Raw genomic sequence first — 24,519 nt, 5'->3', positions numbered from 1 at the left:
TTATTTTGTTTCACGGTGAAGTGTCATTTTGTGATCACGAGAACAGTATTTTTTCAACTCAAGACGTTCTGGATTGTTACGTTTATTTTTCTTTGAAATGTAGTTACGTTCGCCACATTCAGTACAAGCTAATGTAATATTAACGCGCATTGCTATCCCTCCCACTCTATATACAGAATAAAATGTCTTAGTGAGCATGATTTATACGACTAGCTTATTATATCATATATTGCAAAAAAATCTACTGTCATTTCTAATTAGATTTTGTTATGTTACAATTAAATACACAACTAAATAACTACATGAGGTGAATGGAATGGACTTATCACTCATACTAATCATTGTTGGAATACTTATCTTCATCGCATCCTTTTTTGTTGGCAACCAATCGAAACAATTAGAACACGATGTTGAAGAATTATCGCTTAATTTTTATCAAGAAACACAGCATTTAAAACGCAGATTAAAAGCAGTCGAAGAAGAATTGCTTATGGAGCCTCAAGCCTTTGCAAAGCCCCAAAAAGGAAGTCCAAAGCAAAATGCAAAAGTTAGTATCAATGGCATTCATCAGATTCTCATTAGTCAAGTGCTAACTTTACATAAACAAGGTTATACCTTTGAAGAAATCAGCAAACGGTCTTCCCTCTCCCTTGAGCAAGTACAAGCTATTATTGCTGCTGGAGGCAACCGTTTATGATGAAATCAACGATTCGTTCACTTGGTATTGGTTTTTTCCTAGCCGGCAGTATCATGGCGATCAATAATCAGTTTAATCCAGAGAAAACAACAGCATCTATTACTTCATCCAAATCTTCAGCAACCGATCAAAAAGGAACAGTTGTTATCAAAAAAACAGAACTTAATACTTTAAAAGATGAAGCCGCTGATGCAAAAGAACAGCTTGCTAAAATTCAAACGGATTATCAAAACTTAAAAAAGGAACAATCTTCTAAAAGCAATGAGAAAAACAAAGTAACTTCTTACAAACTAGCTATCAAAAAAGGAATGGGTACTACAGAAGTTAGCGAGGCTTTGAAGGAAGGCGGCATTATTAAGAATGCTGCAGAATTTGAAAGATACATCATTAATGAGGATAAGGCAAAATATATACAGATCGGTGACTATCCATTAACATCCGATATGTCTAATGAAGAAATCTTAAAAATAATAACTTCTGGTAAATAAAGTGATGCTTCCATCAGTGGAGGTTTTCTTCATCCCCCATTGAACTAGAGATACTCAGGCTAAAAGCGCTACGTCGTATGGCAACACCTGAGTGGTCAACATCTTGTTTGATTGTTCGAACCAATCGGATTTTACTGGCAGTTGATTTCCTACCTAACTTCTTTCCTTTCGCTGAATTTTGAAGTGGGAGTATTACTGCCCGTTAAAGCGGATAAATACGAGATTAAAAATGCTCCAACAGTGAAAAAATTACTGTTGGAGCGTTTTTCTTTAGAATTTGTTTGGCAACTATTCTCATTTTACTGCTAAAAAATATTTGATGATGCAGATGATGCAGAAAAAAAGCTTCCAAAAGTATCTTTTGAAAACTCATTTTAAGAATTCAATGCGAATCTTTTTCCCTGTACAATAAAGAACAATGCCTCTGCTAGATTGGTCGCATGATCCGCTGCTCTTTCAATATATTTACATATTAATGCTAATTGAATGGCTTGATTATTCGTATTTTCAGTTGACACCATGTTTTCAATTGCCGCCATTGTTTCACCATAGTAACGGTCAATTTGATCATCGCGTAAAGCAATTTCTTTTGCTTTTTTCACATCTTCTTGAACAAAAGCATCTAACATCTCTTTCAACATGTCGATCGTCAACTTGCCCATTTCACGAAGCTGTTCTTCCGGATAAGGGTTAAGATTTGTTCCGATGCGAATGGTTTCTTTTCCAATATTGACTGCATAATCCCCTATTCTTTCCATGTCTTGTGCTGCTCTAATAAGAGCAACTAATCTTCGCAAATCTGTTGCAACAGGCTGTTGCTTGATGATCAAAAGAATCACTTCGTCAAGTAAATGCTCTTCCAAGCGATTGATAAAACGGTCCTGTTCAATAATAATAATGGCACCATCCATATTTTTTGAAAAGAATACATTTAATGATTTTTCAAAAGCATGGATCGAACGTTCACATAATTCAACTAATAAACTTTGTACGTGCTGTAAATCGTTATCAAATTTTTCTCTGGGTGTCATAGACTTTTCACCTTTCCTAACCGAATCTTCCAGAAATATAATCTTCTGTTCTTCGATCTGCTGGTGTTGAGAATAATTTATTGGTATCGTCAAACTCAATCACTTCCCCATTTAGGAAAAACGCTGTTTTATCAGAAATACGAGCGGCTTGTTGCATATTATGCGTTACGATAATAATGGAATAATTTTGTTTTAATTCTTGAACAAGTTCTTCCACTTTTAATGTTGAAATTGGATCAAGAGCTGAAGTTGGTTCATCCATTAAAATAACATCTGGTTCAATAGCTAAACAACGTGCGATACAAATACGTTGCTGTTGTCCACCAGATAAGCCGTATGCATTTTGATTTAAACGGTTCTTTACATCATCCCAAACAGCTGCTCCGCGCAAACTTTTTTCTACAATTTCATCTAATACTTTCTTATTTTTGATACCGTGAATTCTTGGTCCGTACGCGATATTATCATAAATAGATTTTGGAAACGGATTTGGTTTTTGGAAAACCATTCCTACTTTTGTTCTTAATTCCTCTACACTATAATTTTTGTCCAAAATATTACGGTCGCGATAAATAATTTCACCTGTTGTATGAACAGACGGGATCAGTTCTATCATACGATTCAATGTTTTAATGTAGGTCGATTTACCACAACCAGAAGGCCCAATAATAGCCGTTACTTCGTTTTCAGCAATATCAAGATTAATATCCTTTAAAGCTTGTTGATCACCATACCAAAGATTTAAATTTTCGGTTTGATAAACTTTTTTTTTCTCTTTTGTATGAAGCACTTTTATATCTTCAACCGAACTTTCAACAGTCGTTTCCTTTGCTTGAATTTTCAACATCTAATATCCCCCTATTGATAACGTTTTTCGGATAAAAATAGCCATCGAGTTTAAAATAATCTGAAATACGAATAATATAATTAGTCGTTCCATAACTACATTACCGTTTGATAGCTGCACATCATAAGTTGCCATGTTTTAAATGAACTATTCAATCTAATTATTTCCTTTATTTATAACAATAGATAAACCATCATGTGCAATTTTAAATTTCGTATAGTTAATTCCTGTTTTTTCAACTGGTCAGCTTCTTCATCTTCTTCATGAGATGTATTTAAAAAATCAGTTTCGCCGTTAATGAATTTTTCAAAGCCCCTGTTTTGTTTATTACAATACATACTATATAGAAGGTTTGTTGAGGAAATATAAATGGAATGTTATATATTATTATGTTTTTGTAAATAGATTGTAAATAATTGAATACGTTTATCAAGCTTGTTGATATCCAGTTAGTTCTTTTACCAAAAGTCGTGGGTGCTTCTTATAAAGACATACTGCATTTTGTGTGGAATCTATGAAAAAATTTTTTCTAATATAAAACAGATTTGTTGATTATCCAATTATATCCATAAAAAATATTAGGCAATCGTTGATTGGCAGCTTTAGATATAAAAATGTTCTCACAAGAGATGATTTCAAATCGTATGGAAAATACAAAAAGTACGAATGCTGTTTTGCGTCCAACATTCGTACTTTGCGTTTTATGTCAATTTATGAGACCGCTATATTATCATATAAAAACGTTACTCTTCTGTGTTATCAGAAGTATTTTTAGATGTGGATCTGATAATTTTTTGTCCTACAGTTTCCTCATCTCTTTTTAATTCTTTCTTTTTTAAAGAAAAATAAGTGTCAACCGCTTCTCTCGCAATTTCATTATTGATTGCTTCATAATTATCATTCGTCGTTACCCATGGGACAACTACTGCATAAGCGATTTCTGGATTCTTATACGGTGCAAAACCAATATGTGTAATCGTCAATGTCCGTAAACCGTATGCAGCTTTTTTCGGACCGTAATAAACAACTTCTGCTGTACCTGTTTTACCAGCGGCATCAAATTTCGCATCTTGAAAATATTTGGCTGCCGTACCTTTACTACCAAAATACACGCGATGCATTCCTTCTTTAACATGATCAATCTCATATTGAGAATTATTGATCGTATTTAATACGTTAGGACTAAATTCTTCAATAATGGGTCCAAGTGTTTTGCCGTCTTCTGAAGGCTCGCGAATTTCTTTTGCAAGACGTGGTTGAACTCTTTTCCCACCATTGGCCACTGTTGAAACATATTGCGCCAATTGAAGTGGTGTGAATGTATCAAATTGTCCGATGGCTAAGTCAAGCAATTTACCAGGTAATAGTTCTTGCCCTTTAAAACCTGCAAACTCCCCTGGTAAGTCAATACCTGTATCAGATCCTAACCCGAATTGTGCATAAGAGTTCCGCATTTTCGTAAAATCAGACGGTTTTACAGCAAGCCCACCATTATAAACATAGTGAACGCCGGCAATTTTCATCGCAACTTGGAACATATACGAGTTCGATGATTGCTCAAGAGCGTCCAAATCGGACATTGGAATCGCACCATTACGATTAAAGATAGATGATTTAGGCTCTGTACTAGCAATTTTAATAGGTTTATCGGTCAATACTTCATTCGGACTTACAGCATGATAGGAATATCCTGTTAATAGTGTCGCAGGTTTAATCACTGACCCTACTTCATAAGCAGACGTGAATGTACCGATTGCATAATCATTGACGACGGAGCGACCATTTTCATCCGTATCAATTTTTTTCCCGACCATTGATAAGATTTCACCCGTATTCGGATTCATCATGACAAGAAATGCTCGGTCTAGCAAGCTGGAAGCACCCGTTGCCTTTGCTGAGAGCAAATGTTGTTCCACAATCTTTTCTAATTTCTTTTGTAACTGACTATCAATGGTTAGTACTAAGTCTTTTCCTGGAGAACCTGGGAAAGTTGTTTTTGTTTCGACTACTTGCCCTTTCCCATTGGTTTCATTTTTTACGACCGCTTTTTGACCTTGTAATAGATCTTCGTATTGGGCTTCGATATAACTTTTTCCCACACGATCATTTCTAGAATAACCACGTGCTAAATAATAATTTAGCTTGTCTTTAGGAATTCCTTCCGAAGGTGTCGTGGTGGATCCTAAGATACTTAAATCGGAATTCTTTTTGCGCTCCCAGTCTGTTGTTGTATTGACATTTGGCAATTCATTTAAATGTTCGGATACAATGGCAAACTCTTTATCTGTAACTTTATCACTTTTGATAATTTGAGGGGATAAATTATAGCCGGCTAACATTTTGCTATAAATGGCTAAAACCTGTAAATCTTTTTTGGTAAAACTGTTTAGCTCGGCTTTTGTAATACGTTTACGCACTAATTTATCAATCTCTGCTTGTTTATCTGATGCTGATAATTTTTCATCTTTTTCAATAGCAGATTTTTCCTGTTTGGTTACCTTTGCATAGGCCTCTGTTTTATGAATCGTGATCCAATAGTCTTGTTTATCACGCAACGCGATTTTTTTCGTATCCATTTTAATAAGCTGTGCCAATTTTTTAGCGGTTTTAAGCATTTCCTTACTTGTAGTTGATTGTAGTTTCGTATACGTAATAGCATTCTTCGGTTTATTATCAACTAATACTCGTCCTTGGCGGTCATATATTCTCCCTCTTGGAACACTAGTATTAACTGTGACTTCTTCTGTTTGTTCTAATTCCCTAACATAATCTTCCCCTTTTACGATTTGCATATAACCCAAGCGTAAAATAAGGATTGAAAATAACAAGAAAATCGAGAAGAAAAGAATGTTCATCCGAAAAGAAAGATTTGCACGCTGTTTTGCTTTGATATTTGAAGCACGTTTCTTTATATTTTTGTTTTTTTGGCGCATGCTTTTAGCCCCTTTCCGCTCAATTTACAATTAGTAGTATATCATTTTTCAACCGGAAACATAAAACGATTTCGTAAAAAATGAAGAATTGCATGCTTTTCCAAAACATAGAGAGTTAGCATTCCCTACCTATATCTATGTATTTGTTTCAATCTATACCAAAAAGTTTGGTGAAACGATCCGCTATAAAGGAAGGCTTAGTAATATTTGAAAGCTTCTTCTATCCCAAAATAATTCTACGGTATCGCAATCTATTTTTCTAAGGTACATTGTTTTGAAAATTTATATGTAGGTAATTCTTCAAAATCCACAAAAATTTTAATGATCTTATTTAGCTAATAGATCAACTTTTATATACAGAAAAAACAAAATCCATTTTTACTTAGTAAAAAAAATAAGCACGCATCTTACTGACGTGTAAGATACGTGCTTAGTTCCAATAAAACCAATATTATTTTGCAGCAGCGTAACGTTCTGCAACTTTATCCCAATCTACCACATTCCAAAATGCTGCAATATAGTCAGGACGACGGTTTTGATAATTTAAGTAGTAGGCATGTTCCCAAACATCAAGACCTAGTAATGGTGTTTTACCTTCACTTAGTGGAGAATCTTGGTTTGGAGTAGAAGAAATTTCTAGTTCGCCGTTAGCTAATGATAGCCAAGCCCAGCCTGACCCAAAACGAGTTTTAGCTGCTGTAGCGAATTTTTCTTTAAATGCATCAAATGAACCGAATTTTTCATCGATTGCTTTTGCTAATTCGCCAGTTGGTTGACCGCCACCATTTGGAGATAATGATTCCCAGAATAATGAGTGGTTAGCGTGACCGCCGCCATTGTTACGAACAGCTGTACGAATTGCTTCAGGAACAGCAGCTAAGTTAGCGATAATTTCTTCAACTGATTTTCCTTCGAATTCTGCTTTGCCTTCTAAAGCAGCGTTTAAGCCAGCTACGTATGTAGCATGATGTTTGTCGTGATGGATTTCCATTGTTTTAGCATCAATATGTGGTTCTAATGCATCAAATGCGTATGGTAAGTTTGGTAATTCAAATGCCATGATAAAATTCCTCCTCAAAATTAAATAGTTATTTACTACATTCAATAGGTTAACAAAATTTAGATTTGCCTTCAAATATTATTAACTATATTTTGCAATTTCAGTCTTTAGTCTGAAATACTACTCATTTTATACAGCTAACGCGAATAGAACGATCATCACGATTTGCACAATTCCCTTTGTTACGACAGAAGTCAAAAAGCCGACAAGCGATCCAACCCCTGTTTTTAAAGCCAGTTTCAGAGAACTCTTTGAAAATAGTAATTCTGCAATGACGGCTCCGATAAACGGACCGATTAAAATCCCCGCAAAAGGAATCACAAAAGGGCCCACCAATAACCCAATGGTACTTCCCCAAATACCAGCCTCAGACCCTCCAAATTTCTTCACACCAAATGCATTTGCCAATGTATCGGCACCAAACAGCAATATAGTAAAAAGTACCTCACTAACCCAGAACCACCACGGAAATTCACTAAATCCATGAAAAAGTCCATGGATGATGAAACCTAAAAAGATAAATAAAACAGAAGGAATAATCGGATAGATCAGTCCAACAAATGCAATGATAAAACTAGTAATAACAAGAATCCATGAGAGAATATCCATTCACTTTCTCCTTTCCATAATACTTTCAATATAGTTAAGTAGATGTTTTCTATTATTCGATTTTATCCATAAAATGAAGGAGGTGTCCAAAAAATCCACATTAATAAAAAGCTATCCATCCCCCAATAATTAAATTCACTTTGTATATTTTCTCATTAAGACATGAAAAATGCCAATTTATAGATTCTCAATTTTTCCTAGCAATCTTCAAAATCTATATCTGTATCCAGTAAAATTTGATCTCAAACATTTTTGAAATCATTTATGCGTTGTGTACATGTCCTGTTGATTTCCATGTTACTATACTATTGGAGGTTATATATATGAAGATCAAACATTGGCAGTTATTCACTGACAGCCTCATTCATCCTAAAAAGCTTGCTGCATATCGACTGCTTCCAATTGGAAAAGTTATTCAATACGTCTTGCTACTGGTGCTATTCGTTACCATTATTTCTTTTATTCAATTTATAACTGGGGTAGGATTTGAAACAAGCCAAATGAAAGGATTGAAACAATTTGTCGACGACATTAAATGGCTGATATATCCATTTGCTTTTGTACTATTATTTATCATTAATTCGTTTACGCTTTTTGTTCAAATTAGTATTTACGCTTTTGTTGGGCTGGGCATTTTGAAGCTTCAAAATAGACGTGGTGAATTCCGACACATTTGGCGTACTGCTGCATTTGCTGTAACATTAGCAACGATTTTCACGACAATTTCTGTCTTTATCACGACGAATAATCGCTTAGTATCCAGCATTAGTATTGTTATTACAGCTATTTTCTTGATCATTGCTTGTTCAAAATATCCTATTCAACCGAAAAAATAGGTCTGAATCTCTTTCTTTTTCATATATTGATGGAAAAGGGAGGGATTTTTTGTGAAAGTACTAGTTTCCGCACTTATTATTTTAATTTGTGCATATTTTATAAAAGTAGATTTAATGGAAGGAACCATATCAAAAGCGGATTTTTACACCCCAAAACAAAAATGCGAGGAAACCGATAAAATTCAAACGATCACTGTTACAACTGCACCAGGAGATACGTGGGAATCATTATTTTCTTTATACCCAGCAGAAAATTTAACCTTTGCTGATCGTCTTGAACTTGTATATAAATTCAATCCCCACTTGTTAAAGCAAAGTTTTAAACCTGGTGAACAGGTTGTGTTGCCATTTCGGACAAAAAACGCTAATTCATGTGCAAATTAAACGGTTTATGTTTCTTTCTTGTCATTTTCTTTGAAACACTGCTAAAATAGGTTGTAGCGAAGGCTTTTAAAGCCACGAAGGAGAGAGTAATTCATGAATGAAATCACGCACCGTTCGAAAACACGTAAAGTTCGTGTAGGTGATTTAACAATCGGCGGAAGCAATGAAGTAATCATCCAAAGTATGACAACTACAAAAACACATGATGTTGAAGCAACAGTCGCTGAAATTCTTCGTTTAGAAGATGCAGGTTGCCAAATCGTTCGCGTTGCTTGTCCAGATGAACGAGCTGCTAATGCTTTAGCTGACATAAAAAAACGTATTCATATCCCACTCGTTGCGGATATTCACTTTGACTATAAACTTGCATTAAAAGCCATTGATGCTGGTGTGGATAAAATCCGGATCAATCCAGGTAATATCGGTCGTAAAGAAAAAGTAGAAGCTGTTGTTAATGCAGCAAAGGCAAAAGGTGTACCGATCCGTATAGGTGTCAATGCCGGATCACTTGAACGTAAAATTCTTGACAAATATGGTTATCCAACAGCTGATGGTATGGTAGAAAGCGCATTACACCATATTAAAATTTTAGAAGATCTTGATTTTCACGATATCATTGTATCGATGAAAGCATCTGATGTTAATCTGGCTATTGAAGCCTATGAAAAAGCTGCTCGTGCATTTGATTATCCGCTACATTTAGGCATCACAGAATCAGGGACACTGTTCTCTGGTACGATTAAATCTGCTGCCGGTTTAGGTTCTATCCTCTCAAAAGGTATCGGCAACACATTACGCGTTTCTTTAAGCGCTGATCCTGTGGAAGAAGTCAAAGTAGCCAAAGAATTGTTAAAATCTTTCGGTTTAGCTTCTAATATGCCAACGTTGATCTCATGTCCTACTTGTGGACGTATTGAAATCGATTTAATTTCAATCGCTAACGAAGTAGAAGAATATCTGCAAACCATCAAAGCACCTATCAAGGTTTCTGTTCTTGGTTGTGCAGTAAACGGTCCCGGTGAAGCACGTGAAGCAGATATCGGTATCGCAGGTGCTCGTGGTGAAGGATTACTTTTCCGTCATGGTAAAACAGTTCGTAAAGTACCAGAAGAAACAATGGTCGAAGAATTGAAAAAGGAAATTGATATTCTTGCAGAAGAGTATTACAAAAAGCAAGAAGAAGAAAAAATCGTAAACGCGCAACATTAGCATCTAGGAGGATTTTCTATGGTGAAAAAATATAGTTTTGGCATTGATATTGATGGTACAGTAACAACACCCGATTTTCTTTTACCCTATATCAATAAAGCATTTCGCACGAATATTATATTAGACGACCTTAAAACCTATGATCTGACTGAATCACTTACTGTTGCTAAAGAGGAATTCTTTAAATGGTATAAAAAAGAAGAACTTAACATTTACAAAAATCCACCAGTTCAATTAAATGCACAGCGTATTTTATCTTACTGGTATCCCAATGTCGCATTAAACTATATTACAGCTCGTGAAGAAAACTCCCGTGAAGTGACCAATCAGTGGTTTAAAACAAAGCAATTACCATATGATACGATTGATATTGTTGGTTCAACTGACAAAGTACTTGCTGGACGTAGACATGGGGTTGAATTGTTTATGGAAGATAAACATGATAATGCGATTCATATTCATGAAGAATTAGATGTTCCTGTTTTGTTGTTCGATGCTCCGTATAATCGTGATCCCATTCCAAAGGGGGTTATTCGCGTCAATACTTGGCTTGATGCCGAACATTGGGTGAAAAAGGAATTTGGAATTTAATAGATTGTGAGAAAGAAGTATTGGAAGCTAGGTAATCCATTCATTCAAGAGCTTCATCTTCCAAAGAAAGGCTCTCTAAAAAGCAAGAGTGCAATTCAGCATCGATCTGAATTGCACTCTTTTTCTTTCAAGTAAACACGTATTTTCTGTCAGCGTAAATAAAACTCTAAATTCTCCACGTAACCAATTCTTTCTAAGCAGAGAATAAAGAGAAAGATATAAAGTTCTTATATAGAAAATCAGACATGTTTATTATCCAATATTTTCCACTAAATAAAGTGTACTCGCTGATCACTGCTACGACCTGCTCACTTTTAAGACCACTGAAAAACTATAGAACGGACATTCTTATTGATAAAAATATGCTTTTCCTTTACTTTTATAGGCTAAAAAAGTTTATTTTTATCATATTTTAGAGCTGAATAGATTTTTTCAGTGGCTTCTCGCTTTGCACATCATTAGATTTCTTAACCCAGTCAGAAGCAATACGCATGTTTAATTTCACGTTCAATTTAGCGGTTAGATTCGTCTACAATGATTAATTCAACAGGAATAATTGTATTATTTGTAGCATCTTATCCCTCAGCAAAAAGGAGAAAGTACGACAACTAATCTATGAGGTGTTGCTCACAAATATCTCTTATTGGGCATTGATCGCAAATAGGCTTTTTTTTACAGTGTGTTTTACTATGGGTTACTAATAATGCATGATATTCATTAAGTAAATAAGACTCAGTCGGAAAAATTTTTTCAACTCGTTTACGTAATCCATCATAGGTACTTGGCACATTCATTCCAATTCTTTTAAAAAGTCTTCTAGCATAACTATCAGCAATAAAGACAGGAAGATTAAATACATACAACAAGATGACATCAGCCGTTTCTTGACCTATACCATGAATATTTAACAATTCTTGCCTTAAAATATCTGTATGATCTTTTTCCACATTACTAAACTGGTAATCGTATGTTTTGAACCAACTCAAAAATGCTTTAATTCTTTTTGCTTTCACATTATAATATCCGCTTGATCTTATAAGTTGAGCAAGCTTTTCTTCTGTTAAACTCTCTAGTTTTTCAGGAGTAAGATATGATTTTAATTTTTTCAAAGACAATTCAACATTACTCCAATTTGTATTTTGCACAAGAATTGCACTGATTATGACTTCAAATGGTGTATCAGCTGGCCACCAATTTTGTGGTCCATAGTAATCATATAGTTTCTTGTAAATTTTTATATAAAGTTGATCCATTATTTCTCTCCAATTTGTCATGTAGATATTAACTTTTATTAGGAATCAATATTTGTTTTTTGGATGTTATTATTAACATTTTTTGAAGTCTTTAAAAAAGTGAATAATTGGTAAATAGAGTACAAGGCAAGTATTGCGCCTAACGTTGTAAATGTAAAAGTCAAACTTAACCAATCATTTAATAATCCACCTATTACTGAACCAATTAATAATGAACAATTCCACCCAGCCTCTGAAACACTAAAAACTCTTCCTTGATATTGATTATCTATTCCTATTTGAATTACAGTCTGATTCGTAATTGTTAATATTACTTCCGAGATACCAATTGAAGTATTATATTTATGTTGTGGAATACCACTTTTCCATTGTGCCACATATTCTTTTTCGTTAAAAAAACTTTTTCTACTCAATGTCCATCAAAAATTGATATCCAAGATTTCTTTAGCCTTTTCTAATTTCTTAGGCTCTTTTTTGACTGTCATATACATCATTTCTTTTTTCATTGTATCTTGGAAGAAAATCGTACCATCCTTAAGCATGTAGATCTTATAAGTTAGTTTATTCATTTCTTTTGTATCACCAAGCGCTACTATATAACTTCCTTTTTTATCTAATTGTTTTACAACTTCTGCCTGCTTTTCAGATTTAGGCACCATTACAACAGATCGATTAACAGTTCGTATATAATCTTGTACGACGGCAGGATCTTGAATCAGTTTGCTTGTCTCTTTTGTTGAAACACCTTTATCATTTACACTTTGGATATATAGATATTGATAAAATTCAGTTTTAGGAATAATAATTTCTCTCGTATTTGCTTTAGAATCACCTTTTCCACAGCCGACTAATCCAATGATTAAAACAATTACTAATAAAGAGGCTTTTAATAATCTCATGGCAGAACTCTCCTTTTCCCTACTATAACTTTCCCCAACTCATATTATACATTGTAAAATATTATAAAATTCACTATAGATGAACTTGTAACAAGATTGGCAAACCTTATCATAAATCTTCGATATTTAAAATCCATAAAACTATTATCTTTAACAATCTTTTTGTATAATAATTAATAAAGAAAGAGATGTTAGGCGTATTGATGATCTATTATCATTTTTGCCCCATTTTTTTCTAATTAATCTGCATGAAAACATATAAGAATCGAGAAAAGTGGTGTAGAATAATGGACTGGCAATATTTTTTGAATGTCTTCGTAAATTGTTTTATTTTCCTCTTTTTCATTCAATACATTATCAGTACATTTAAATCGAAAAACACAGATCTATTATCCAAAATACTCATCAATTGCCTGATTATCTCAACCATGATCACATTATCTATTCCTGTTCTTGAACAATGTGATATTCGATTGGGATATGTGATTGAATTTCCTTTTGAAGAATAAGATCCAAGAGACCAACCCAAAACCTTATTAAATGAATAAACCGTATGAAATCAGATGGATAAACCTGATTTTCATACGGTTTTATTTTCAAGATTTTTATTAAAATCTATTCATTTTTAACTTATGTCCCATCTTCATTTCCTATTATGAATAATTATTTTGTGATTTCTCTCAAGCAATTGATAACCATTCATCAATCTTCACTGATTTTCCTCATAAAAATACTGTTAATGACGAGTTTCCTTTTGCCCATTCAAAGAGTCAAATGCTTACTATTCTTGGCTCTCTTTTTTAATTGTCCCCATGCTTTCTAGCAACGTCTTGGCATCAATATTTAAGAAATTTAATGTTTCTTTTCTTAATAGTAATTGTTCTTTTCCTTTTATAGTCAGCTTTAAGCCTCTTAAATCAAATTTAGAAGCATACATATTGATAGCATTTATTGTGGCAATATCAGATTTCGTCAATGGCTTTTCACCAGAATCTAGTTTATGTTTGAGAAATGCAAGAATCTCTCTAGCATTGCTGTTGAGATGAACCCTATATTGATTGACCCACTCCATATTTTCCTCGATCAGTTTTCTTGCAGAAATAAAATCTAATTCATCAACCAATTTATTTATTATGGCAATTAATTCTTTATGCTCCAACTCTCTTGCCTCTTTCCAATCTATTTCTCTCTACTTTATCGGTTTAGAATAAAAAAAATGAAGTAAAATAATAAAAAACAATCAATGTATTATTTTGGAAATCTTCTAAAATCCTTAAAAATACTCGACCTTGGAAAGTTAATAAACTCGATTTTCAGGTCATAAAAAAGCAAAAACCTGTCATCCATTAACTGTGACAGGCTTTTGCAATACATTCTGGACATTTGCCGTAAATTTCAAATTTGTGATCATCTATTTCATACTCTGGTAATTGTTCTTGTAGCATATCCATTGGACAGAGATGGATTTCTTTGATCTTCCCACATTCCATACAGATAAAGTGATGGTGATGATGCTCGGTTTCACATTGCATACGAAAATGACGTTCACCTGACAGCTCAGTTTCCTCTAATATGCCAAGTTTTACAAATGTAGCTAGATTGCGATAGATGGTATCATAGCTCATACCTGGGTAATCCTTTTTCATCACAACAAGCAGGTCGCGGGCTGTTAAATATTTTTCAGTCGCTTCGAACATTTCTAGGATTTGCTCACGCTTATCTGTTTTTTTAAAGCCGCTTTTCTTTAAAATTTCCCATGCTTTTGTTAAATTCATAGCCCTCCTACTCCTTTCAATTCTTTGCCCGAATAGTCATTACCATTTTCTTTCCAATAATGACGAATAGTAAAATTAAAATAGAAGTTACTACAATTGTACCACCAGGTGCCAAATTTAAATAGAATGCAGTGACTAATCCAACGATTACCGCTAACTCGCCAAATAGAATAGCAAAGAAAATCGTTTGCTTGAATCCTTTTGCAATTCGAATACTTGCTGCAACAGGTAATGTGATCAAAGATGATACAAGCAAAATCCCCACGATCCGCATGCTTGCTGCAATGACAAGTGCTGTTACTATCATAAAGAACAGATGAATAGTTTTAGCAGGTAGACCACTTGCTTTTGCATATTCCTCATCAAAAGAAAGAACAAATAATTCTTTATAAAACATAGAGATAAACACTAACACCAATAGAGCAATGCCCAGAACAATCCATAAATCCTGCCTACTGACTGCCGAAACAGAACCAAATAAATAGCTAAATAAATCCGTACTAAAGCCTTGTGCCAAGGAAATAAAAATAGCACTCATCCCAAGGCCTGCTGACATAATAATAGGGATCGCTAGTTCTTCAAAATGCTTATATAATGTGCGCAGGCGTTCAATGAAAACAGATCCCCCTACAGCAGAAATAATGCCCAAATAAATTGGATTCAAGGTGGCAAGTGCTGCGAAACTTTGGCTAATGTACAAACTGCCAGCAATCCCCGCCAACGTAACATGGCTTAATGCATCTGCAATAAGAGATAAGCGGCGTACAACAATAAAAACACCTAATAACGGGGCAATGATGCCAATAATAATTCCTGATAAAAAAGCATTTTGCAGAAAGTCATAATGTAATATTGATTCAATCATTTTTGTTTCACCTTATTGTCATGATGAATTTTGCGAACGGCATGACCATACCATGCATTCAATTGATCCTCAGATAAAGAATCATAGTCGTCTTTATAGCCATGAAAGTGGAGCGTTTGATTCAAACAAGCAACGTGGCTGATCGAACTCGCTACAGTATCAACATCATGTGTCACTAAAATCATGGTCATATGATGTTGCTCATTTAAATTCGTCAGCATATCATAAAATGACTGCACATTTTCGTGGTCAATTCCGACAGTTGGTTCATCTAAAATAAGTAGTTTTGGCTCTGCAACTAGTGCTCTTGCTATAAAGACACGTTGTTGCTGACCACCAGAAAGTTCACCAATGTTTCGATTTGCAAATTGCTCCATACCAACAGCTTTCAAAGAGTTTATCACAAGCTCTTGCTGATTAGGTAAATGTCTTTTGAATAGACCCATTTTTTTAGTAAGCCCACTCGTTACAACCTCTTTTACAGTTGCAGGGAATCCAGCATTAAATGAATTGGATTTTTGTGAAACATAGCCAATCCACTCTCTATGCTTAAAAGTTGAACTTGGTTCTCCAAATAACTTGACAGTACCCTTTGTAGGCTTTAATAGACCTAAAATAATTTTCAACAAAGTAGATTTTCCAGAACCATTTGGACCGAGTAACGCTAAAAAATCACCTTCTCTAACAGTTAAAGATATATCTGTTAACACTTGCGTAAATTCATATTGAAATGAAACATCTTGTAATTCAATTAACAACTGTTGCGCCATATGCTTCGCTTCTTTCCAATCCATAATCATTACGATTTACAGAATCAAAGTATAATAGATAGAGGGAGCTTTGTAAAGAACAATCTCTTGAAAGGATGAGTATATGGATTATCTTGCATTATTAAGTGAAATTAATCGTAAATCAGATAAGGAGCTTGCTGAATATGCCAAAACTTATCAGATTCCACTTTCGAAAAAAGAAATACAAAAACTCCGCCCACTTCTTTCATCGTTTTCGATCTCATGGCTACTAACAGGTATCCCTGATCATGTGACAAAAGAAATCGAAACGGTACTTGGCAAAAAGAAAGCAAAAGAATTACTAGGAAAATACAGCAAATATATATAGGTAGAAGTAAGCAATATAAATAGCACGTCACCTCAACAGATACAATCTTTATCCAGACGTGCTATTTATTCATTTTTTCTCCATCAACACGCCTGTTATTTGTGTCCATTATAAATCTATTTTATCCCGCTTTAACGGGCAGTAAGACCCCCACCTCAAGGTTTAGAGAGAAACGAGAAAGATACAACTGCCCGTAAAAGCCCGATTGGTTCGGGCGGGCAAGATGTTGGTCACTCAGGTGTTGCCACAGGACGTGGCGCTTTTAACCTGAGTTCTTCTATTCAGTGGGGGATGAAGAAACCCCCCATTGATGGAAGCTTCACTTTATAAATCATTTTCCTTGTAGACTCGTACTTTCAATTCTACCCATTCCCCTTCATCGTCACCTCTTAAAATATGGAAGATTGGTGAATTGATCTGATAATCATGCCGAAACGCATATTGAAATAATTCATCGTAGGCTATTTCGGTCCTCGCTTCAAAATGATCTCTTACTCTCGTCATCAACATCTCATCTATATAGAAATAACTTTGAAAGAATAAATCCGACTCTTTCGGAACATAAGATTGTTCTATAGGAATATAAATATCAATCAGCATTTTTTCGTCAAAAGGAATGTTATGTAATGCATAAAAGAGAGGACCTGCTACTGTTAAATTTGCGTCCACCAATTTGTCATTAAAATCCTCCATCGCAAGCTCAAATTGGCTAAAATGGATTTCATATGTATGCCAGACCACATTCTTATACATCATTGTTTCAAAATCTACAACCATTCCTCACCCTTCTTTCACTCGAGCATAAATATCCATAATCACACGATCAAATGCATCAAAACATACATGATAAAAAGGTTCTTCTATCATAAAATCATTTTCTTGCGCATAATTTCTTAAAAGTGCATAAGCCTCTTCTAATTCGTCAATTTCTGCACATCTCACATAAATGGCTGGAGAAATTTCCAAATACTCTAATTGTTTAAATTCTGCATCATCATCTACTTCAACTTCGGTATTTAACCCAATATAATAAGAATATTTTCCAAAGGCAGGCTCGTCTTTCATCTCCTCTGCTTTAAAAACGACAGGACTTGTATAGTAAATATCTTTATTCACTAAATTTCTACGTAAACTTAAAGCAGGCAAATACCATTCCCCATGTGGAATAATCTCCTCTACACAAATAACATTGCGAATGACAAGTGATTCTTCACGTACGATCATGTTCAATCTCCTTTCTATATAATAGATTCAGAATTTAAAATATGGAATGACTATTTATCTTTTGTTCTTCTTTTTCTTTTTTCTTCGATTCTTAGGATTTACATATTGCGATTTCTTTTGCGGTGGCGGATTTACTGCAAAGGATGGAAAGCGAAAAACGCAATAAGCTGCTATTATGAATTCACAATTTCCTATTAACATAGCTATAAATACTATTGTAAATGCTATAGTCATTAAGAACATATTAATATCTTGAAATAGTGCATTTCTTGATAATACTGTTATTAAAACAATACTTAAAAATAAAATTGATATCCATATCATTGTGTTTTGTTTATTGAATAATTTCTTTTTTTCCTTTTTAATACTATTCATCAAAACTAATATATGAACAATCATTCCTGTAAAAACTATTAATAATAGAAAAGGAGCATAGGAATTAAATGTTCCATTATCTATGGTAAACATGGCAATCATTATGAAGGGATCAAGAGAAACTTTATACGTATAGAAAACTCGACTAACACTTAATACTTTATAATTAAAAGTACTTTTTGTTTTACATAATAAAATTAATAGTATTTGAAGAATCAATAGACTTAATTCAGCGTAAAGAATTACTTTCCATTCCCTTGGAAGTACATTTATTCCGACTGAACAAGCAACTCTATATGTTATGCCTAATAGAACAAGGGAATAAATGAATAAACTTAAAAGATACATTCTATTTCCAGAAATCGTTAGCCTACCATGTTGAATTTCATATTTAATCTCAGAAAATTTTTCCTTTTTTATTTGTAGCATAAGACCGCCTCTCATAGACAATTGAACCATTCCAGAATTGAATTACTTTTTCTTTGATTCTTTTGATTTCTATACTGAAAGCACCATTCCAATTCATTTAAGATAAATTAAATTAACTTTCCCTATCTATTGTTTCTTCCTTTTTTTCTTTTTTCTTCGATTCTTAGGATTTACATATTGCGATTTCTTTTGCGGTGGCGGATTAACTGCAAAAGATGGAAAGCGGAAAACACAATATGCTACAATGATAAATTCACAAATCGCATAAGCTATGGAGATTAGTATCACGAGTGCGACTAGTAAAAGAATGATATCATTGTAATTATTAAAACTGCGCATCAATAAAAATGAAAATACTACAAGATTAAAAATAGCAAAAAATAATAAAAAATTCTTTTTTCTTTTTGTTTGACTCTCAATCCGGATTGATGTTGAATATTCTCCTTTTTTTATTTTCCTGATCCAATGATAAAGAAAAACAAAATGTATTAGTAATCCTAAAATTAGAATTGCGGCTAAATAGTATTTTACAATATCATAAACGCCACTATACATCGTATTATAAGCTAGTGCTACAAATGGATCTATTGTCATCTTATATGCATAAACAACACTTGAAATACTAAGTATTCTCTGATTCACATTATTCACTTTAAAACAAAATAGTAAAATGAAGAATTGCAATGTTATTAAAATTCCTTCCATTTTAAAAACATTCTGGAGAAAAGGAGTTAATTGTTCCCAACCAACAGTTCCCCATGTTTTCATCACAAGATATGGAATTCCAATCATTATTACTGAATATATTAAGGTACCAATATTAAAAACATACATTCCCCCATTATCAAGTCTATTTTTGGCGATGTATTTAAAATCCGCAAAATATTTTTCATCTAAATGATTCATCTTTTCACCCTTTTATTTAAACCACCCTGATATAGATGAGCTTATTTTTTTACAAGCTTTAGCTGTAGATTTTATTTGTTTATTTATTAATTCTTTCGATTTTTCTGGCAGACTTTTCCCATCATATTTTTTGTTTATTAATACGTTAGCACCTATTCCCACTCCAGCTCCAACCACTGTACCAATCGGAGGTAAAAACGCAGATCCTACTGCTGCTCCTGCTGCTGCAGCCCCTGAGCTAAACGCTGTATCAACAACTGTACCCACAACAACCTTTTGGGTGTCTCCTTTGTAAGTTTTATAATTGTCCGTAGCAACAATTCCTACGCCTAGGGGTCCTAATCCTTTTCCTACAGCTTTCATACTTTTCCCAAGTGAATTCATACCTTTAGTACTTTCTTTGAAACTTTCTGCTACATTTTTATAAGCAATCTTTGGATTTTTCCAACTTGGTAAAGATTTGATTGCCCTTTTGGTTGCTTTATATTTTTTTCCTACAAATTCATCCCCAAATGTGGTAACCATTTTTATTGTTTTTTTGGAAGGTGAGAGCTTTACAAATTCTCTATATTTTTCTAATCCAAATAATTTATCGTATTCTCGCAGCATCGCGAGCTTACCACGTTCTTTTCCATATGCATCTAAGCTATCTCTCAATATTTTATAATTATCCTCAGTGAATGCTTTTGTTTTAAATTCTCCCAAATGGTGCATAAAGTCTTTTGCTTTGAATCTATAAAAAGTAGTTGAAATTATGTTATTAAAATTTCGATATTGTTCTTTTGTAAATCCATGTATACCTTTTTTTCTTAATATATCTCTTGTTTTTTTATCTAACTTGAAATAAGTATATAACTGCGCTGCGGCAGTCATCAGTGTGTTTGCCTTATTAATATTTTTTAATACCTTTTCAAAGCTCTTCATACCAGCCAACATTCCCACAGTCATGGTTGCCCATTCGATTTGTATGTTTTCAATATCTTTTGAATTGAGTTTAGGAAAATTATTGGATGATGCTATGCTATTTGTAGTAAGCTGTCTAATTTTCTGCATCACTTTTTCTACATCTTGTTTGGAATCGTTAACGATCTGTAATCCTTTTTGATTAAAATGATGAAATCTTTCCTTAACATTTTGTATATACTTCTCTGAGTTGCTCACATTGTCGATAAACATTGAAATGACTGGTGGCTGTAAGCTGATGATATCTGACACGCTTGTTATGATTTGTTGTCCTTCATGATGTATATCCTTCATGCTATTTTCTAATGTTTTTACTTCTTTATTTAAATCGGTTAAATATTCTTTTGTTAGAATAGCATTAGAATCCGCATCCACCATTTGCTGAAATGCATGAATCATTTTTGAATAGTTTTCCAATACATGTCGCGTAGTTTCTTGTAAATCCATTATTATTTGTCCGTGAACATTCTGAAAATATTGTTTCGTTGTATCTGCAGTTACTCCTTGAAACGAATGCATTTTGCTTATGTTATTTGTTTTTTGTTTAACTGTATCTAATTTGGCAGTGATATTTTTCACACTACTCTTTAAATCCAATTGAAGATCTAGCAATTCTTCCATCGCTATCTTCATGCATTTCAACTCCTAGCATCTTCATTATTTTTTTATTTGGTTTGCTAGATGCTCATCGTGCTGTATCATAGAATCTCCTATAGTTTGTAACTTAGTCAAATCTGTTCCTAAAAATTGGTCATATAAGCTTAATACATTTTTTAAATCCTCTATGACCTTTAGTTGTTCTTCTATGCTGCTTACATCTGTCATCTTGAATTGATGCCTTGGTATTTTAACACCTTCTAAAACAGATTTAGCATTTTTAATCTCCTTAACCGTTGAATCAAATACTAATTTATTGATCGAGATTTCTCCCATAGATTATTCATCCTTCTTTCGCCGATATTTCAATAGAATGACTGAGACTTGAAATACTAGATTGTAAAGAAAAAATATCTTCATAACAAAGTTGTAGCTGATTGGACAATCTCACAATTTCCTCTTCCATGCTATCTTCTATACTTTGCAAACTTTGATTATAATCTCCTAAGGATTGTCCGATATTATGCTTTACATTTTCATATTTATTTTTCGTAATACCCTTCCAAAGTGTTGTATCTATGTCTAAACTTTGAATTTTCCTTTCATAATGGCTACTTTCATTTATGACATCAATTAGTTGTGCTTTTGCTGATTTAAGACGCTCAATTTTACCATTTAAAATAGTAATTTGTTGCCTTTTTTGAGCTATTTGTCCTTGCAAAGCAGATCTTCTGCTAATTAGTTCCGCTTTATCCAAATTCACACCTACCTTCAAAATCGCCATATGTATTATTTTCCAACATTTACACTCCATAAATCAATAGTTTTCCAAATAACAGAACTTTAGACTTTATTTTGCTAATTATAATATTCCTATCTAAAACATTTTGCATATGTAAATTATCCTATTCATTTTCATATTTTAGTTCATTATGTAATTTTTGTTAGATAATAAGTAGCGTATATAAAAAACACCTGTTCTTTTATTTAAAAAGACAAGTGTTTTGTAAAATGTTTCGTTTCAAGATAGCAAGCATTCAAATAATTTTTATTCTCCACGTAATGCGTCAATTTTTTCAGGCATAAACTTTTGGGATTGGAGCATTTCGATCTCATAAGCATATGGAGCCTTTTTGTGTTTAGCATCTGTGCCAACCCATGGTGTTTCAAGGATTTTAGGGATTTCTGTAAATGCCTCATGATGTGCGATACGATTCAATGCTTCAAAGCCGATATATCCGAAGCCAATGTTTTCGTGGCGGTCCTTTGCAGCGCCACAAACATTTTTACTATCATTGATATGTAGAACTTTGATGCGATCAACGCCAATGACTTTGTCAAAATGATCTAAAACGCCGTCAAAATCATTTATGATATCATATCCTGCATCATGTGTATGGCATGTATCATAACATATAGATAGGCGTTCATTATTGGTGACACCATCTATAATTTTGGCTAATTCTTCAAATGTCCGCCCACATTCAGATCCCTTGCCAGCCATTGTTTCTAACGCAATTTGAACCGGATAATCAGTTGATAAGACCTCATTTAAGCCTTCGATGATTTTTGCAATTCCTACATCGGCACCTGCACCAACATGAGTACCTGGATGTAATACAATTTGTGTTGCACCGATTGCAGCTGTACGTTCAATTTCTTTTTGCAAAAAATCTACACCAAGTGCAAAGACCTCTGGCTTCGTTGTGTTAGCGATATTAATAATATATGGCGCATGCACAACGATATTCGATAAACCATGTTCTTTCATATGTGCTAAACCTGCTTCAATATTCAATTCTTCAATAGGTTTTCTACGCGTGTTTTGTGGTGCACCTGTATAAATCATGAAAGTAGTTGCTCCATAAGAAGCAGCTTCTTCACTTGATGCGAGAAGCATTTTTTTGCCACTCATTGATACATGAGAACCGATAAGCATGTTCTAAGATCCCCTTTCTAATGTTAACGATTGCGACTACGTTTACGTCTTTCTTTTTTCTTGATTTTTTCCATTTCCCATCGCATATTTCGTTTATAGCCCGGTTTTACTTTTTTTGGTTTACGAACGCGTGCTTTTGCGATTTTGTCGATTTCGTCTTCTTTTCTTTCACGTTTTTGACGTTGATGGCGGTCTTTCATATCCACAATTTCTTCATTTTTAATATCTTTTGCTTGGAATGGAATTCCCATATTTTCAACGCGTGCAATGGCATCTTCATCAGATGGTTCGAAAATAGTTATGGCTAGTCCCTTATTGCCAGCACGTGCTGTTCGACCTACGCGATGGATGAAAAACTCTAAATCTGTTGGTAATTCATAATTAATGACATGGCTGACGCCAGGAATATCGATACCACGAGCAGCTAAATCTGTCGCAACAATATATTGGAATTCGAGATCACGTATCTGTTTCATCATTTTTTTGCGGTCACGGGGCGTAAGATCTCCATGAACACGACCCACACGATAACCATTCTTCGTAAGAAAATCAGCAACATATTCCGCTTGTTTACGGGTATTCGTAAAAATAATAGCCAAATAGGGATTTATGGCTTCCATTATCTCTAATAATTTTTGGTTTCTTGATTTACTACGAGTCGGAATAAGATAGAAATCTAAGTTTTCCGCTACAGGCTTTTTATCATCCATTTGAATGTGAACTGGTGATTCCATATATTTTTTCAAAAATGGTTGTAAGCTTTCAGGTACTGTTGCAGAGAAAACAAACATTTCAAGATTGTCTGGCATTTGTGATGCAAATTGATCAATATCCTCTATAAAGCCCATGTCAAAGGCAAGATCCGCTTCATCAATGACAAGAATAGATGCTGTATGAACAAGCAACGCCTTTTCGTTCACTAAATCACGAATTCGTCCTGGTGTACCAACGACAATTTGTGGCTGTGTTTTTAGCTTATCAATTGAACGCTGTTTGTCAGTACCTCCAATAAATAGTTTTGCTTGAATATCGGTTTCTTCTATTAACTTGTGCAATTCCACATTAATTTGCATAGCTAATTCACGTGTTGGAGCTGCAATTACAGCTTGCACTTCCTGTTTGTCTTGACGAATACGTTCTACAATCGGGATTAAAAAACTATGCGTCTTTCCTGTACCAGTGTGTGCTTGTCCGATCGCACTTTTTCCTTTTAAAATAAGTGGGATCATTTCTTTTTGAATGGGTGTTGGCTCTGTAAAGCCTAACTTTTGAATAGCCTCTCGTAAAAAAGGCTGAAAATTATAATCTGTATATTTGGACATCAATTGTCCCTCCTAACTTCCTTCAATCATTGTAACACGATTCGCATTCATTAGACCATTTGCATATCATATCTATTAATAAGGCATTCGTCAATTCCTTTGGTGATTTTTCCTATGTACTCTTTTGTCATCACTTTAATGAGTATTTAAAACCTCTTTTTTACTTCT

Annotated in this window: 29 protein-coding genes; 7 read left to right on the top strand and 22 right to left on the bottom strand. The window is 33.9% G+C overall.

The annotated features are described in order from the left end of the window. Entirely contained in the window at positions 1-150 is a 150-nt protein-coding gene (gene rpmG, locus FEZ13_RS02475) for a 50S ribosomal protein L33 (protein WP_066786565.1), read from the bottom strand. 166 nt (positions 151-316) lie between these two features. Here rpmG and FEZ13_RS02470 point away from each other — a divergent pair, with 166 nt between their 5' ends. After that, the gene (locus FEZ13_RS02470) at positions 317-697 is read left to right on the top strand and encodes a DUF433 domain-containing protein (protein ID WP_146551329.1); all 381 of its coding nucleotides are present in this window, start codon (positions 317-319) and stop codon (positions 695-697) included. Further along, positions 694-1,185, top strand: a complete 492-nt coding sequence (locus tag FEZ13_RS02465; RefSeq protein ID WP_146551328.1) for an endolytic transglycosylase MltG — start codon at positions 694-696, stop codon at positions 1,183-1,185. The genes FEZ13_RS02470 and FEZ13_RS02465 overlap by 4 nt, the downstream gene beginning before the upstream one ends. Before the next feature lie 374 nt (positions 1,186-1,559). Here FEZ13_RS02465 and phoU read toward each other — a convergent pair whose 3' ends face one another. The 5 genes from phoU to FEZ13_RS02440 form a co-directional block, all read right to left on the bottom strand. Then, the gene (gene phoU / locus FEZ13_RS02460) at positions 1,560-2,216 is read right to left on the bottom strand and encodes a phosphate signaling complex protein PhoU (protein WP_146551327.1); all 657 of its coding nucleotides are present in this window, start codon (positions 2,214-2,216) and stop codon (positions 1,560-1,562) included. 16 nt (positions 2,217-2,232) lie between these two features. After that, positions 2,233-3,063, bottom strand: a complete 831-nt coding sequence (gene pstB / locus FEZ13_RS02455; RefSeq protein WP_146551326.1) for a phosphate ABC transporter ATP-binding protein PstB — start codon at positions 3,061-3,063, stop codon at positions 2,233-2,235. A gap of 743 nt (positions 3,064-3,806) precedes the next feature. Beyond that, entirely contained in the window at positions 3,807-5,996 is a 2,190-nt protein-coding gene (locus tag FEZ13_RS02450; protein ID WP_146551325.1) for a peptidoglycan D,D-transpeptidase FtsI family protein, read from the bottom strand. 451 nt (positions 5,997-6,447) lie between these two features. Then, positions 6,448-7,056 carry a superoxide dismutase gene (locus tag FEZ13_RS02445; protein ID WP_146548313.1) on the bottom strand — a complete coding sequence of 203 codons (609 nt, stop codon included), beginning with the start codon at positions 7,054-7,056 and terminating at the stop codon, positions 6,448-6,450. A 129-nt stretch (positions 7,057-7,185) separates the two neighbouring features. Continuing rightward, positions 7,186-7,665, bottom strand: coding sequence for a DUF456 domain-containing protein (locus FEZ13_RS02440; RefSeq protein ID WP_146548312.1), 480 nt, complete (start codon positions 7,663-7,665; stop codon positions 7,186-7,188). 323 nt (positions 7,666-7,988) lie between these two features. Between FEZ13_RS02440 and FEZ13_RS02435 the strand changes: the two genes are divergently transcribed. The 4 genes from FEZ13_RS02435 (at position 7,989) to FEZ13_RS02420 (ending at position 10,685) form a co-directional block, all read left to right on the top strand. After that, a complete protein-coding gene (locus FEZ13_RS02435; protein ID WP_255473036.1) occupies positions 7,989-8,501 on the top strand; it encodes a DUF1189 family protein in 513 nt (170 codons plus the stop codon). A 51-nt stretch (positions 8,502-8,552) separates the two neighbouring features. Beyond that, positions 8,553-8,885 carry a hypothetical protein gene (locus FEZ13_RS02430; protein WP_146551324.1) on the top strand — a complete coding sequence of 111 codons (333 nt, stop codon included), beginning with the start codon at positions 8,553-8,555 and terminating at the stop codon, positions 8,883-8,885. Positions 8,886-8,978: 93 nt separating this feature from the next. After that, on the top strand, positions 8,979-10,094 hold the full coding sequence (gene ispG / locus FEZ13_RS02425) for a flavodoxin-dependent (E)-4-hydroxy-3-methylbut-2-enyl-diphosphate synthase (protein WP_146551323.1): 1,116 nt from the start codon (positions 8,979-8,981) through the stop codon (positions 10,092-10,094). 18 nt (positions 10,095-10,112) lie between these two features. Continuing rightward, positions 10,113-10,685 (top strand): hypothetical protein, encoded by a 573-nt coding sequence (locus tag FEZ13_RS02420; RefSeq protein WP_146551322.1) that lies wholly within the window; start codon positions 10,113-10,115, stop codon positions 10,683-10,685. A 608-nt stretch (positions 10,686-11,293) separates the two neighbouring features. Here the strand turns inward: FEZ13_RS02420 and FEZ13_RS02415 are convergent. The 7 genes from FEZ13_RS02415 to FEZ13_RS02385 all read right to left on the bottom strand — a co-directional run bounded on the left by FEZ13_RS02415 (position 11,294) and on the right by FEZ13_RS02385 (position 16,247). Further along, positions 11,294-11,938: an endonuclease III domain-containing protein gene (locus tag FEZ13_RS02415; RefSeq protein WP_146551321.1), complete on the bottom strand. Its 645-nt coding sequence runs from the start codon at positions 11,936-11,938 to the stop codon at positions 11,294-11,296. 38 nt (positions 11,939-11,976) lie between these two features. Then, the gene (locus tag FEZ13_RS02410) at positions 11,977-12,315 is read right to left on the bottom strand and encodes an MFS transporter (protein ID WP_146551320.1); all 339 of its coding nucleotides are present in this window, start codon (positions 12,313-12,315) and stop codon (positions 11,977-11,979) included. A gap of 42 nt (positions 12,316-12,357) precedes the next feature. Next, positions 12,358-12,837, bottom strand: coding sequence for a hypothetical protein (locus FEZ13_RS02405; RefSeq protein WP_146551319.1), 480 nt, complete (start codon positions 12,835-12,837; stop codon positions 12,358-12,360). A gap of 781 nt (positions 12,838-13,618) precedes the next feature. Then, positions 13,619-13,996, bottom strand: coding sequence for a hypothetical protein (locus FEZ13_RS02400; protein ID WP_146551318.1), 378 nt, complete (start codon positions 13,994-13,996; stop codon positions 13,619-13,621). A 187-nt stretch (positions 13,997-14,183) separates the two neighbouring features. After that, entirely contained in the window at positions 14,184-14,612 is a 429-nt protein-coding gene (locus FEZ13_RS02395) for a Fur family transcriptional regulator (protein WP_146548307.1), read from the bottom strand. Positions 14,613-14,628: 16 nt separating this feature from the next. Continuing rightward, positions 14,629-15,477: a metal ABC transporter permease gene (locus FEZ13_RS02390; RefSeq protein ID WP_146551317.1), complete on the bottom strand. Its 849-nt coding sequence runs from the start codon at positions 15,475-15,477 to the stop codon at positions 14,629-14,631. Then, complete coding sequence (locus FEZ13_RS02385; RefSeq protein ID WP_146551316.1) at positions 15,474-16,247, bottom strand: metal ABC transporter ATP-binding protein; 774 nt, start codon at positions 16,245-16,247, stop codon at positions 15,474-15,476. Before FEZ13_RS02385 ends, FEZ13_RS02390 begins: the two co-directional genes overlap by 4 nt. A gap of 103 nt (positions 16,248-16,350) precedes the next feature. On the opposite strand from FEZ13_RS02385, the gene FEZ13_RS02380 reads away from it, so the two are divergent. Continuing rightward, positions 16,351-16,596: a DUF2624 family protein gene (locus tag FEZ13_RS02380; protein ID WP_146548304.1), complete on the top strand. Its 246-nt coding sequence runs from the start codon at positions 16,351-16,353 to the stop codon at positions 16,594-16,596. Between the two features lie 324 nt (positions 16,597-16,920). Here the strand turns inward: FEZ13_RS02380 and FEZ13_RS02375 are convergent, their stop codons facing one another. From FEZ13_RS02375 to FEZ13_RS02335, 9 genes are all read right to left on the bottom strand, one after another. Further along, positions 16,921-17,373: a DUF5085 family protein gene (locus FEZ13_RS02375; RefSeq protein WP_146551315.1), complete on the bottom strand. Its 453-nt coding sequence runs from the start codon at positions 17,371-17,373 to the stop codon at positions 16,921-16,923. Between the two features lie 3 nt (positions 17,374-17,376). Further along, a complete protein-coding gene (locus FEZ13_RS02370) occupies positions 17,377-17,820 on the bottom strand; it encodes a DUF5085 family protein (RefSeq protein WP_146551314.1) in 444 nt (147 codons plus the stop codon). Between the two features lie 54 nt (positions 17,821-17,874). Next, positions 17,875-18,624 carry a hypothetical protein gene (locus tag FEZ13_RS02365; RefSeq protein WP_146551313.1) on the bottom strand — a complete coding sequence of 250 codons (750 nt, stop codon included), beginning with the start codon at positions 18,622-18,624 and terminating at the stop codon, positions 17,875-17,877. Between the two features lie 126 nt (positions 18,625-18,750). Then, entirely contained in the window at positions 18,751-19,530 is a 780-nt protein-coding gene (locus tag FEZ13_RS02360; protein WP_146551312.1) for a hypothetical protein, read from the bottom strand. A 12-nt stretch (positions 19,531-19,542) separates the two neighbouring features. Next, positions 19,543-21,114, bottom strand: coding sequence for a T7SS effector LXG polymorphic toxin (locus FEZ13_RS02355; protein ID WP_255473124.1), 1,572 nt, complete (start codon positions 21,112-21,114; stop codon positions 19,543-19,545). Between the two features lie 36 nt (positions 21,115-21,150). Beyond that, on the bottom strand, positions 21,151-21,426 hold the full coding sequence (locus FEZ13_RS02350; RefSeq protein WP_146548298.1) for a TIGR04197 family type VII secretion effector: 276 nt from the start codon (positions 21,424-21,426) through the stop codon (positions 21,151-21,153). A 7-nt stretch (positions 21,427-21,433) separates the two neighbouring features. Beyond that, positions 21,434-21,847 carry a YwqH-like family protein gene (locus FEZ13_RS02345; RefSeq protein WP_186725733.1) on the bottom strand — a complete coding sequence of 138 codons (414 nt, stop codon included), beginning with the start codon at positions 21,845-21,847 and terminating at the stop codon, positions 21,434-21,436. 291 nt (positions 21,848-22,138) lie between these two features. Then, positions 22,139-23,029 (bottom strand): deoxyribonuclease IV, encoded by an 891-nt coding sequence (locus FEZ13_RS02340; RefSeq protein ID WP_146551309.1) that lies wholly within the window; start codon positions 23,027-23,029, stop codon positions 22,139-22,141. Between the two features lie 23 nt (positions 23,030-23,052). After that, positions 23,053-24,351 (bottom strand): DEAD/DEAH box helicase, encoded by a 1,299-nt coding sequence (locus FEZ13_RS02335; protein ID WP_146551308.1) that lies wholly within the window; start codon positions 24,349-24,351, stop codon positions 23,053-23,055. Positions 24,352-24,519: the final 168 nt, after the last annotated feature.

Source organism: Rummeliibacillus sp. SL167 (assembly GCF_007896505.1).
In the GTDB taxonomy this organism is placed as follows: Bacteria; Bacillota; Bacilli; order Bacillales_A; family Planococcaceae; genus Rummeliibacillus; species Rummeliibacillus suwonensis.
The sequence above is the reverse complement of the archived record's forward strand: the minus strand, read 5'-3'. Positions and strand labels throughout refer to the sequence as shown.